Origin of the sequence: Henriciella sp. (assembly GCF_049649345.1) — a bacterium.
GTDB lineage: Bacteria > Pseudomonadota > Alphaproteobacteria > Caulobacterales > Hyphomonadaceae > Henriciella.
In genome coordinates this window covers 1-11901 of sequence record NZ_JBARZC010000522.1, presented here as the reverse complement: position 1 = coordinate 11901, position 11901 = coordinate 1, and the positions used below count along the sequence as shown (strand labels likewise).

At 59.8% G+C, this 11901-nt stretch carries 15 protein-coding genes; 4 read left to right on the top strand and 11 right to left on the bottom strand.

Going from position 1 to position 11901, the window contains the following annotated elements; genetic code table 11:
* Both WA989_RS14425 and gatB read left to right on the top strand, forming a co-directional pair.
* Nucleotides 1-207, top strand: a 207-nt coding sequence (locus WA989_RS14425) for a hypothetical protein (RefSeq protein ID WP_424341180.1), incomplete at its 5' end; no start/stop codon positions are given.
* A 105-nt stretch (nucleotides 208-312) separates the two neighbouring features.
* Entirely contained in the window at nucleotides 313-1824 is a 1512-nt protein-coding gene (gene gatB / locus WA989_RS14420; protein WP_424341179.1) for an Asp-tRNA(Asn)/Glu-tRNA(Gln) amidotransferase subunit GatB, read from the top strand.
* A gap of 34 nt (nucleotides 1825-1858) precedes the next feature.
* Here the strand turns inward: gatB and WA989_RS14415 are convergent, their stop codons facing one another.
* From WA989_RS14415 to WA989_RS14385, 7 genes are all read right to left on the bottom strand, one after another.
* Nucleotides 1859-2311, bottom strand: a complete 453-nt coding sequence (locus WA989_RS14415) for a hypothetical protein (RefSeq protein WP_424341178.1) — start codon at nucleotides 2309-2311, stop codon at nucleotides 1859-1861.
* A gap of 130 nt (nucleotides 2312-2441) precedes the next feature.
* The gene (locus WA989_RS14410) at nucleotides 2442-2876 is read right to left on the bottom strand and encodes an HIT family protein (protein ID WP_424341177.1); all 435 of its coding nucleotides are present in this window, start codon (nucleotides 2874-2876) and stop codon (nucleotides 2442-2444) included.
* Nucleotides 2873-3451, bottom strand: a complete 579-nt coding sequence (locus WA989_RS14405; RefSeq protein WP_424341176.1) for a hypothetical protein — start codon at nucleotides 3449-3451, stop codon at nucleotides 2873-2875. The genes WA989_RS14410 and WA989_RS14405 overlap by 4 nt, the downstream gene beginning before the upstream one ends.
* A complete protein-coding gene (locus tag WA989_RS14400; protein WP_424341175.1) occupies nucleotides 3448-4611 on the bottom strand; it encodes a GNAT family N-acetyltransferase in 1164 nt (387 codons plus the stop codon). The genes WA989_RS14405 and WA989_RS14400 overlap by 4 nt, the downstream gene beginning before the upstream one ends.
* Before the next feature lie 21 nt (nucleotides 4612-4632).
* Nucleotides 4633-5352, bottom strand: coding sequence for a glycerophosphodiester phosphodiesterase family protein (locus tag WA989_RS14395; RefSeq protein ID WP_424341174.1), 720 nt, complete (start codon nucleotides 5350-5352; stop codon nucleotides 4633-4635).
* A gap of 3 nt (nucleotides 5353-5355) precedes the next feature.
* Entirely contained in the window at nucleotides 5356-5820 is a 465-nt protein-coding gene (locus WA989_RS14390; protein WP_424341173.1) for a RidA family protein, read from the bottom strand.
* An 81-nt stretch (nucleotides 5821-5901) separates the two neighbouring features.
* Entirely contained in the window at nucleotides 5902-7176 is a 1275-nt protein-coding gene (locus tag WA989_RS14385) for a DNA polymerase IV (protein ID WP_424341181.1), read from the bottom strand.
* Nucleotides 7177-7301: 125 nt separating this feature from the next.
* On the opposite strand from WA989_RS14385, the gene WA989_RS14380 reads away from it, so the two are divergent.
* Nucleotides 7302-7694, top strand: coding sequence for a response regulator (locus WA989_RS14380; RefSeq protein WP_424341172.1), 393 nt, complete (start codon nucleotides 7302-7304; stop codon nucleotides 7692-7694).
* Nucleotides 7691-9061, top strand: a complete 1371-nt coding sequence (locus WA989_RS14375) for a PleD family two-component system response regulator (protein ID WP_424341171.1) — start codon at nucleotides 7691-7693, stop codon at nucleotides 9059-9061. Before WA989_RS14380 ends, WA989_RS14375 begins: the two co-directional genes overlap by 4 nt.
* A 6-nt stretch (nucleotides 9062-9067) precedes the next feature.
* Here WA989_RS14375 and WA989_RS14370 read toward each other — a convergent pair whose 3' ends face one another.
* The 4 genes from WA989_RS14370 to WA989_RS14355 form a co-directional block, all read right to left on the bottom strand.
* A complete protein-coding gene (locus WA989_RS14370) occupies nucleotides 9068-9529 on the bottom strand; it encodes a universal stress protein (RefSeq protein ID WP_424341170.1) in 462 nt (153 codons plus the stop codon).
* Between the two features lie 162 nt (nucleotides 9530-9691).
* Nucleotides 9692-9859, bottom strand: coding sequence for a 50S ribosomal protein L33 (gene rpmG, locus WA989_RS14365; RefSeq protein ID WP_018146988.1), 168 nt, complete (start codon nucleotides 9857-9859; stop codon nucleotides 9692-9694).
* 107 nt (nucleotides 9860-9966) lie between these two features.
* A complete protein-coding gene (locus WA989_RS14360; protein ID WP_424341169.1) occupies nucleotides 9967-10695 on the bottom strand; it encodes an NUDIX hydrolase in 729 nt (242 codons plus the stop codon).
* Nucleotides 10692-11901, bottom strand: a 1210-nt coding sequence (locus tag WA989_RS14355; protein WP_424341168.1) for a ribonuclease R family protein, incomplete at its 5' end; no start/stop codon positions are given. The genes WA989_RS14355 and WA989_RS14360, both read right to left, overlap by 4 nt.

Sequence of the window (11901 nt, the reverse complement as noted above, 5' to 3'; positions counted from 1 at the left end):
GTTTTCGAGCGTGCTTTTGGCAACCAGTCAATCGTCTGGCCAAGCTTTGTGCTGATGGACGGCGAGGAGGTAGAGGTGACGGGAACAGGGCTCGGAGGTTGGCATAAGATCGAGAGCCGCGTTCGTTATGGGGCCCACCGTGTCGAACGGCTGACAGAGGCGGGCAGGCTTTGCCGCGACCGCTTCGAAAGTCCCAAATGCGCCTGAAGGGCGCCCTCGACCCCTGAACAAATAACAGCCCTCGGCTATGGAACCTGCGTTCGGCCTATGCTTAAACGCGGCTCAAACTGATTTGACCGTGGGAATGATGGCATGAGCGAACGTCCAAGCTACACGCTGACTGGCGAGACAGGCGACTGGGAACTTGTCATGGGGCTTGAAGTCCACGCGCAGGTGGCTTCAGAAGCGAAGCTGTTCTCGGGCGCCTCGACAGAGTTTGGCGCCGACCCAAATTGCAATGTTTCGCTCGTCGACGCAGCGATGCCCGGCATGCTGCCCGTGATCAACGAGAAGTGCGTCGAGCAGGCCGTGCGCACCGGGCTTGGCCTGAAGGCGCAGATCAACAAATGGTCGCGCTTCGACCGGAAGAACTATTTCTATCCCGACCTGCCGCAGGGCTATCAGATCAGCCAGTTCGAATTCCCGATTGTCGGCGAAGGCGAGATCGAGGTCGATGTCGAGCCGGCGCATGGCGATCCAGCCTATGCCTTCCCTGTACGGATTGAGCGGCTGCATCTCGAGCAGGATGCCGGCAAGTCGATCCACGACATGGATCCGGATGCGACCTATGTGGATCTCAACCGTTCTGGCGTCGCGCTGATGGAGATCGTCTCCAAGCCGGACGTGCGTACACCGCTCGAGGCGGCGGCCTATGTGAAGAAGCTCAAATCCATCGTCGTGGCGCTCGGCACGTGTGACGGCGACATGGAGAAGGGCAATCTGCGCGCCGATGTGAACGTCTCTGTCTGCAGACCGGGCGCATACGAGAAATTCCGCGAGACCGGTGACTTCGGCCATCTCGGCACACGCTGCGAGATCAAGAATATGAACTCGTTCCGCTTCATCCAGGCCGCGATCGAGTATGAGGCGCGCCGCCAGATCGAGATCCTCGAGGGCGGCGGCACGGTCGATCAGGAGACGCGTCTGTTCGATCCGACCAAGGGCGAGACGCGGAGCATGCGCTCAAAGGAAGATGCGCACGACTATCGCTATTTCCCCGATCCGGACCTGCTTCCGCTCGAGATCGATGACCTGTTCATCAACAATATCCGCGAAAGCCTGCCGGAGCTTCCGGATGAGAAACGGGCGCGGTTCGAGGCGGATTATGGTCTCTCGCGCTATGATGCCGGCGTTCTGACGGCCGACAGCGAGCGCGCCGAATTTTTTGAGATTGTCGCCCATGGACGTGATGCGAAGCTCGCCGCAAACTGGGTGAGCCAGGAGCTTTTCGGCTATCTCAACCGCGAAGACCTGGAACTGGTCGATAGCCCGGTTTCAGCGGTTCAGCTGGGTGAGCTCATCGATCTGATTTCGGACGATACGATCAGTGGCAAGATCGCCAAGGATGTCTTTGCGCGGATGATTGACGGCGAGGGCAGCCCCGGCGGTATCGTTGAGAAGCACGGCCTGAAACAAGTCACTGACACGGGCGAGATCGAGGCCATTGTCGACAAGATCATCGCCGAGAACCCCGAGCAGGCTGCAGCGGTCAAGGAAAAGCCGAAAGCGATGGGCTGGTTTGTCGGGCAGGTCATGAAGGCCTCTGGCGGCAAGGCTAATCCGCAGGCTGTCAACCAGATCCTGCGCCAGAAACTCGGCCTGTAGCGGGCATTCTGCCACGCAGGCTAGGCACGCCTTATCAGGCGCACAGCGTCGAGGCGTTCTCGCCGTCGAGTCCGAAAAAGTCGAGATCGCTTCGAATGCTTCTCAGCAGCTGGTCAGACGTCAATGCGTCGTCGGGGGCGATCGCAATGAGACGAGCACGAAGGAAACATTTGCAACACGTCTCGACAATGTGAGCGGCGGGGATGTCTGCCAGTTCTTCTGCCCGCCGGTGAAGCGCCTGGCGCAGGCTGGCGATTTGCGCTTCGAGCAGGGCTGAAAGCAATTCGTCGGGAAATGTTGAATTGATATGATCGAGCTGTTCGCTGAGCTTGCTGTATTCCCCGTCCAGGCTCAACCACTGTCTGGTCAGACCTGTGGCGTGGGAGGCTGGCGCTTTTGCGATAGCCGCTTCGAGCTCTTGCCGCGTTTGCGGAACGACCGACACGTCAGATAGCGTTTGCGTTTTTCTTATTGGGTTGTGCTGCATGGCTACGCCTGTTTCTGGGGAGCCGGGTGTATATGCCCACCCGAGCCCAGCGTCTGTCACGTAGCTGCGTTTCAAACTGCAATGATATGCAAAACTGTAGATAAATCAGAGGCGTTCAGCTGCTAAAAGTTCAGAGGTGCGCGGCGATCTGATCCGCCAGAGCATTTAACTGGCCCATATCAGCAGGTGCGCCGCTCGCATGAGGGCGCGCCGAGTCACCTTCGCGAATCGGCATGATGTGGAAATGAAGATGATAGACGGTCTGACCGGCGGACGCGCCATTGAACTGGATGACGCGCAGGCCGTCTGGCTTCAACGCTTTTTCGACGGCGCGAGCGACCTTCTGGACCCGTTCCATATAGGCGCCCAGCTTATCGGTCGGCATATCCAGAAAATTGCGCGCTTCGACCCCCTTCGGAATGACCAGAGTGTGGCCCTCGGTCTGCGGGAAGATGTCCATGAAGGCGAGCGCCACATCATCCTCGAAGACTTTCACGCAAGGCACATCCCCGCGCAGCATTTTGGCGAAGATGTTGTCGGTCTGGTAATCGGCGTGAAGGGTCATGGGCGCTCGTCTTTCTTGTCTTGCTGCGGCTTTATCAGGCGGTCGGCCAGGAAGACAAGGACGACGCAAGCGACGAACAGGATGCCTTCAGGCTCGAAATGCGTGTTGTAGACCGGATCAAAGGAGCCAGTATTCACTTCCGGTATCCAGGGTGGTCCGCTTCCGGATGCGCTGCTCTGGAACCAGGATAGGGGCAAAATCGCGCCGATAAGAGACAGGACGCCGGCGAGCGCTAGCCCGCAGATAAGGGAGGGCAGGCCGAGCGTGTAATCGAGGATCATATACCAGAGCGCGACCCTGCCATAGCGCTTCGCGGGCTCGTAAGGCCCGAAAGCCTTCTCTAGCAAAGCGGGGCCGGTTCGGGCGCGTTCTATGATCAGGTCGCGCGCCGCGCCCCCTTCAGCGCCCGGCACACTCAGTGAGACGCCATCGAACCCGGGAACGAGCCACCACTGGTTTGCCGCGTGATGATGATTGTCAACGCAGACATTGAAGCCATGGGCACGCAGCAGCGCGCTGACAACGAGCGCTTCCGGCAGGCTCGCGCATCGTCTGATCGTGACCGCGCCGCTCATTCACCCTTCCTGAAGGGGGATCTGCCGCGCAGAAATTCGGCTTCGCGGTCGACCATGTCGCGTTCGCGTTCGAGATAGTCCTCGATGGCCATGGCAAGGCCGTCATGGGCGATCCAGTGTGCCGAATAGGTGGTTTCCGGCACATAGCCGCGCGCCAGCTTGTGCCCGCCCTGGGCGCCGGCCTCCACCTTTTTCAGTCTGTGTTCGATGGCAAAGTCGATCGCCTGATAATAGCAGGTCTCGAAGTGCAGCATCGGGCGCGGGGACAGTGTGCCCCAGTAGCGCCCATAGAGCGTATCAGTGCCAATCAGATTGAGCGCGCCGGCAATCTGCTCGCCATTCTCCAATGCAAATATCAGCAAAATCCTGTCAGACAGGCGCTCGCCGAGAATGGAGAAGGTCTCGCGGTTGAGATAGGGCGAGCCCCATTTGCGCGCGCCTGTGTCCAGGTAGAATTCGTAGAAAACATCCCAATGGTTTTCGGTTATGTCGTTGCCGGTTAGGTGAACGAATTCCAGGCCATCCTGCGCCTTCGCCCGCTCCTTGCGTAAGTTCTTGCGCTTGGAGGAGGAGAGGGCGGCGAGAAAATCGTCAAAGCTCTCATAACCGCTATTGTGCCAGTGGAATTGCTGGTCCGTCCGGATCAGCATGCCGGCCTGATCGAGTTCGCGCGCTTCGTCTTCGGCCACGAAGTTCACATGCAGCGAGGAAATGCCGTTCTGCTCGGCAATGCGGCAGGCAGCGCCGGCGAGCAGGCGTTTTATCTGGTCTTCGTCCGGCCCGGGTTTGGCCAGGCGCCTGCGCCCTGTCACAGGGGTGAACGGGACCGCGCAGAGGAGTTTGGGATAATACTGCCCGCCAGCGCGCTCAAAGGCGTCGGCCCAGCTATGGTCGAAGACGAACTCGCCCTGCGAATGACTTTTCAGGTAGAGCGGCATGGCGCCGACCAGCGCACCGCCGGGCGCCTCGACCAGCAAGTGGTGCGGCGCCCAGCCGGTTTCCGGTGAGGCAGCTCCGCTGACTTCCAGGGCTTCAAGAAACGCCCAACTCAGAAATGGGTCATAGGGCAGGCCCGCTGGATTGGCGATCGCATCCCAGGCATCCGCGTCAACATCATGCAGACCATGACTGAGGCGGACCTGGAAGCGTGTTTCATCCATGCGGGTTAAGGTAGATCAGCTTCATGCTGGAGCAAAGTCTGGCTCGAACCCTTCGAAAATCTGGCTGATCGGCAGGCCGCTCAGCTCGGCAAATTCCTCCCGGTCTTTTACGGTCCAGGTCACGACCGGCAGGCCATAATCGGTCGCAAAAGCAGACGCTTCTCGCACATCGCTGACATGACAGGCGAGATAATCGGGCTGAAACCCGGCCGAGGTGCTGACCAGTGCCTGAACGGTGACATCGTCGGACGTTTGGCTTGGCAGGATCAGCGCACCTTTCATGATCGAGGAGGGGATGGCGCCGAGGGCTCTTCGCGAAAAGCTCATCAACGCAGCCGGTCCCTGATACGCCTCGACGAGCTCGGCGACGAGACCGGTAAAGCCTTCTGCATCGGTCTCGCCGTCGATTTTCAATTCGATCAGGAGCGGCGCATCGCCGGGCCATTGCTGGAGGACGGTCTCGAGCGTGGGAAGCGCGCCGCCGCCCTTGAGCTCGAGTTTGCACAGCTCGTCTGCTGCCATGGTCGACACAAAGCCGGTGGCTTCTGTCATCCGGTCCAGTTCCCGATCGTGGAACACGACAGGGGTGCCGCAGGCGGCGGGGCGGACATCAAGCTCGCAGCCATAGCCGCGCGCCCCTGCTGTCAGGATCGCCTCAAGGCTGTTTTCGGGGTGGGTATCTGACGACCAGAGGCCGCGATGAGCGTAGGAGTAATCAAGTAAGTTAAATCGTTTGGACATGCTCTAAGACGTAGTGATCTCGAACACGCCGTCAATCTCGACGGCCACACCGAGCGGCAATGTAGGGCAGGCGACAGCCGATCGCGCATGTCTGCCCTTTTCGCCAAACACATCGACCATCAGGTCCGAACAGCCATTGATGACCTGCGGAATGTCCGTGAACAGGGCATGCGAATTTACAAACCCGCCAAGCTTCACGACGCGGCTGATTTTTGACAGCTCGCCGACTGCGGCCTTGCACTGAGAAATCAGATTTATCCCGCAATGGCGGGCGGCGGCCTGGCCTGCGGGGAGGTCCATGGTTTCGCCGAGGCGGCCGGTAATGCGCCCTTCCGGCGTCGCGCTCACCTGGCCGGAGACATAGAGCTGGTTGCCGCTGATGACATAGGGGACGTAATTGGCGACGGCCTTCATCGCCGGAGGCAGTGTGATGCCAAGTTCGGACAGGCGGTCTTCTGGTGTGCTCATGGGGACATCCGCTCCTGAAGCGTGAAATGAAAGTGAGCAGAGACCTAGCCTGAAGCTCACGCCAAGCCAATGTCAGTGGCCCTATTTCTTGCGGGCTCGTTCCAGGCGCATGGCGCGGCCGGTCTGCACCGCGGCATCGCCGAATTTCCCGCGCGCCTTGTCGACGGCCCGTTCGGCGGCTGCGCGTTTGGCGACGCCAGGGTCGATCAGGTCAATATGGTCTGCGCCGGCAGGATGCAGATCAGATATGCCGATGCCGATCAGCCTGTACGCCGTTCGAGACTGTGTTTCGCGGGTGAGCAGGGGCCGGGCTGTGTTGAACAGGGTTCGCGCCAGCTGGGTCGGATCGTTCAGCGTTACGCTTCTGGTCAGGGATTTGAACGATTTCGTCTTGAGCTTCAGCGTGACGACATAGCCCGCCACACCGTGCTGCTTGGCCCGGCTTGCCGTTTCTTCGCAGACAGACCAGAGCCGGTCTTCCAGCGTCTCAGCATCAGAGATGTCTTCGTTGAAGGTGCGCTCTGCCGACACGGATTTGCGCTCGCGGTCTGGCGAGACGCGCCGCCGGTCAAGGCCATGCGCGCGGTCCCAGAGGTGCAGGCCGCTCTCGCCATAGCGGACCATCATCGATTTGCGGTCGTTTTTCTGGACGTCGCCGATGAGACGCAGCCCATCGCGTGCAAGCTTGCTCGCGAAGGCCGGGCCGACGCCATGGATCGCATTGATCGGCATTGGTGCAAGGATCGCGGGCGCTTCCTGCGGATCGATGACGGCAAAGCCGCGCGGCTTATCCATCTCGCTTGCCATCTTGGACAGGAACCGATTGCCGGACAGGCCGATCGATATCGTAATGCCGACATCGCGCTCGATGTCGCGCGCCAGCGTCGCGAGTAGAGCCGCCGGGGACTTTCCATGCAGGCGGGCGGTTCCGGAAAGGTCGAGATAGCCCTCGTCGATCGAGACCATCTGGACCAGCGGTGTCAGATCTTCGAGTTTGGCGCGAATTTCCCTGGAGGCTTGGGAATACTTGCGAAAGTCCGGTTTGATCACGATGGCATTGGGGCAGGCCTTCAGCGCCTTGAACATTGGCATGGCCGAGCGAACACCATCCAGCCGCGCAATATAGCAGCAGGTCGACACGACCCCGCGCTTGCCGCCGCCCACCAGAACAGGCTTGTCTCGCAGTTCGGGATTGTCGCGCTTCTCGATTGCTGCGTAGAATGCATCGCAGTCTATATGGGCAACCGTCAGGTCGGGGAGCCGGGGATGAAGAATCAGTCTTCCACTGCCACAATGAGGGCAGGTGTCGGCATGTCCTTCATCAAGGTGGGAACAGTCCCGGCACATGAAAACCATGTTTGTTCGTCTCATGTTCCGGCGTTTGAGACAAGTTGCTCGTGCCGGTTCAAACAAAGATTAAGACTCTTCAGTCTAAGATTCGCACGATCGGATGATGCGGCAGCAGGAATGTATTTGCAGTAATGGCTTCAGGTGCAAAAAAAACTGTACTGGTTGTTGAAGACAACGAACTGAACATGCGCCTGTTCTGTGACCTGCTCGACGCCTTCGGCTTTGCGACGCTCCAGTGTAAGGACGGCGCGCGGGCGGTTGAGCTGGCCCGCGAAAACCAACCCAGCCTGATCGTCATGGACATCCAGCTTCCTGAGGTGTCCGGTCTCGATATTACGCGCTGGCTAAAGGATGATGAGGCAACCCGGCACATTCCGGTTCTGGCCGTCACAGCCTTTGCGATGCGATCTGATGAGCAGCGCGTGCGGGAAGCCGGATGCGAAGGCTATCTCTCCAAACCGATACAGATGAGGTCCTTCCTTTCCACGGTTGAAGAACTGACAGGCGACAGGCAGGCCGCATGAGCGCGCGCATCCTGGTCGTTGACGACATCCTGGCGAACCGCCGGTTGATGCAAGCCAAGCTTGAAGCCAAGTATTATTCGGTGCTGCTCGCTGAAAACGGCAAGACAGCGCTGGAAATGGCCGAAGCCGAAAAGCCTGAAATCATATTGCTCGATGTCATGATGCCGGGCATGGACGGGTATGAAGTCTGCCGGCGGCTCAAGGCCAATACGGCGACAACCCACATCCCCGTCGTGATGCTGACAGCGCTGAACGAGACAGCCGACCGTGTTCGCGGTCTCGCAGCGGGCGCCGATGATTTTCTGACCAAGCCTGTCGATGATTTCGCGCTCATGTCGCGGATCAACGCTCTCAACAGGTATAATGCGGTGGCGCTCGAGCTGAGGAAACGCGAAGCGAGCGGTGTCCAGTCCGGCGCCCTGACCGATGATGAACACGAAGTTCTTGAGCGGGGCGCAAATATCCTCGTCGTCGATTCAAGCCCCTCCACGCTGCGCTATATCCGGGAGCCGCTGACGCAAGCGGGCCATACCGTGATGACCCTCGAAGAAGCCGAGGGCGTCTCGTCATCAAGCAACCGGTCTCTCGATATTGTTTTACTGGCGCTCAGCCATCAGCCTTATGATCCGCTGAGGCTGTGTGCCCACTTTCGCGCCAATGATGCGACGCGGGCGCTCTCGATCATCGTCATGGCCGAAGAGCGCGACAAGCAAGTCGTCGCCCAGGCCCTCGATCTTGGCGCGAGTGATGTGATCAACACGCCTGTCGTGCCTGAAGAAGTCGTCGCCCGTGTGGCGACGCAGACCCGCCGCGCGCGCTACATCGAAATTCTGCGCCAGCGTGTCGACAAGGGGCTCGAACTCTCTGTCGTCGATCAGCTGACCGGGCTCTACAACCGCCGCTACATGAACAACCAGCTGACGCTCTGGCTGCGCCGCTCTGCGCAGGGCGGGGCTCCCATGTCCGTCGTCGCGGCGGATATCGATCACTTCAAACAGGTCAATGACAAATACGGCCACGAAGCTGGCGACTATGTGCTGCAGGAATTTGCCAATCGCATCATGGTCAATGTCCGGCCCAAGGATATTGTGTGCCGGCCGGGCGGCGAAGAATTTCTCATCATAATGCCTGAAACGACAGGCGACCTTGCCTGTTCTGCGGCCGAACGGATCCGCAGATCGATTGCAGCCGAACCGTTCGAAATCGGCGCTCGATCGGGGCAGGAAATCAATGTGACCGTCAGTGCGGGTGTCGCGACCTATGCTGGCGAAGAGGATACCGTTGCCGATCTTCTGAAGCGGGCTGACACCGCCCTCTACAACGCCAAGACTGCAGGCCGCAATCAGGTCAAGGCGATGGCGGCCTGATCGGGCTTACTTCACGCGCTTCTTGTGGGCATTGGTAACAACTAGCACAGCGCAGGGCGCTTCCCGGATCATGTCCGAGCTTTCAGATCCGCTTAGCAGGCGCTGCCACCAATTCTTCTGGTGCGAGCCGATGACGATCAGGTCAGCATCGATTTTCTTGGCATAGCTGGCCGCATCGCGGGACGGGTTGCCATCCAGAATGGCGAGCGTCGCTGCGGGGGCGATCGCAGCCGAAAAAGCCTGCATCTTCTCCATACGCCGCTCGCCATCTGCCCGGTGCGCCTTGGCGTCCGCTTCGACAGCGCCGGCGGCATAGGGGGACTCAAAGGTCGTGATGTACGGATTGGAATCAATTGCGTGGAGCGTGCCGTCGGCGCTGGTGGCGCTTGCAGCCATCCTGAAGACCAGTTCGGCCAGTTCATCGTCGACGTCAATGACGGCAATAACACGCTGATAGTCGATAGCCATGATCTATCCTCCTGTTTCTAGAAGACTAACGGATTTTCAGCCAGATATCTCCAGTTTTTGCAAATTGCGCCGATCCATACTGCCGCGCGGCAGGCGGGTACAAAAGAAAAAGCCGGGACATTTCGACCCGGCTTCCATTCGTCACATAAAATGAGGCAGATCCTACTTGATCTTGCCTTCCTTGAATTCGACATGCTTTTTCGCAACCGGATCATATTTCCGCATCACCAGCTTTTCGGTGATGTTGCGCGGGTTCTTTTTCGTGACATAGAAAAAGCCAGTCCCGGCGGTCGAGTTCAGGCGAATCTTGATGGTTGTCGGCTTGGCCATGACGGGTGCTCTTTGCGGGTGTTCCAGGAATTCGAAGGGCGCTTAATGAAGGCCAAGCCCTTCAAAGTCAAGCGCTGCAACACATCGGACTGAAGTTGATGTGCGCTCTAAATGCGTTCGCGCGAATGGCCGCCCGGTGTCCAGCGCAGGAAAGGCGGGCCGAGGGCGTCTTTGTCACCGGCTTTCAGCCGCTCGCCGATCTCGCCAATCATGAACCGGGTCACGTTCGGCAGGTCGAGCGCCATGGCGTCTTTCAGTGTCACCCATTGCAGATCATGCAGTTCAGCGCCGTCAATGGGCGGGCGCTCATCGATAAGGACGTCCTCTGCCTCTGCCATGAAAAAGCGGGCATCGAACCGCTTGGGCCGGTAGGGCGGAGTGATGGCGCGGCCGATGAAGGTAAAGCCCTTGAGGCATGGTGCTGCGCCCTGATCGGCATATTTCGTCCAGTCCGCAGCAGGCCGTCCCGGAAACGCTTCTGCCCGCCCGACGATCAGGCCGGTTTCCTCGAACGTCTCGCGGATTGCTGTCAGGCCGAAGGCGCGGGGCTTGCGGCGGGTCTTGTGGATAAGCTTTTGCTCTACAGGCGTGCGAAATTCGGACAGGCTCGGTACCCGGCCGTCTGCGGTATCGACGCGACCGCCGGGGAAAACATATTTGTCCGGCATGAAAGTGTGCCCGCCAGAGCGCTTGCCCATCAGGAGGCGCGGCTGGGCCTGGTCACGGCGCACAAGGATCAGCGTGGAAGCATCCTTCGGACGCGGGGTCGGCCGGTCGGTCTGGATGATGTCGCCGTCACCTTCCTTGTCATAGGCGTTGCCGAGTTTGACGGTCATTTGCGCCGTCCTCCCTTTTTGCCCCCCTTTTGCCGGGGTTTTGTGGCGCTGACCTTGCCACGGCCCTTGCCGCGCGGGCCAGACCTGCCGCCGCGGGAGGCGGGCGGTTGCTGGCCGGGCTTTCGCGGACGGGGCTCAGAGAGAACTTCCAGCAGTAGACCACCTTGGAGCGGCGTCACTTCCTGCAGCTCGACCTTCACTGTCTGGCCAAGTTCATAGCGCTTGCCGCTTCCGCGTGCGATCAGCGCCATGGTGGCGTCGTCATGAACCCAATAATCCTTGGAGAGCTTCGAAATCGGCGCGAAACCGTCTGCGCCCGTCCCGGCCATGCGGATGAACAGGCCGGCCGGGGTGACGCCCGTGATCCGGCCTTCGAATTCTGCGCCGACCTTGTCTGCGAGATAGAGTGCGAGATAGCGGTCGGTCGCTTCGCGTTCAGCCGCCATGCTCCGGCGTTCTGTATCGACAAGGTGGCTTGCAATGTCGTGCAGCGCCGCCGCCATTTCCTTGGTCAGCCCGTCATCGCCGAGCTTCAGCGAGCTTATCAGGGCGCGGTGAACCACAAGGTCGCTATAGCGCCGGATGGGCGAGGTGAAGTGCGCATAGCGTGCGAGATTGAGCCCGAAATGCCCATTATTCTCAGGGTCATAGACAGCCTGCGCCTGTGAGCGAAGGATGATCTCATTGATCACGTCGCGGTGCTCGCTCTCGACATTGTCAGCAAGCAGCCTGTTGAACCGGCTCGTCTGCGGGCGCTCGCCGAGCGGCCATTTTATATCGAGGGTCTGCAGGAAGTCCGACAGAGCGGCGAGTTTTGCATCGCTTGGCTGGTCGTGGACCCGGTAGAGGAGCGCAGATCCCTGCTTCTCCAGCGTTTCTGCGGCGGCGACATTAGCCTGGATCATGAACTCTTCGATCAGCTTGTGGGCATCGAAGCGCTCCTTCTCGACTATGCCGGTGACTTTGCCGTCCTCGCCAATCTCGACGCGCTTTTCGGGCAGGTCGAGCTCAAGAGGCCCGCGCTTCGCTCGCGCCTTGCCAAGCGCTTCATACGCGTCCCAGAGCGGCTGCAGGACCGGATCCAGCCATTTCTCGCCGGGGCCGCCTTTCTTGCCATCAATGGCGGCCTGCGCCTCCTCGTAAGAGAGCTTGGCGTGCGAGCGCATCGTGCCGCGAATGAAGCGGTGCTCTCGCTTGGTGCCGGAC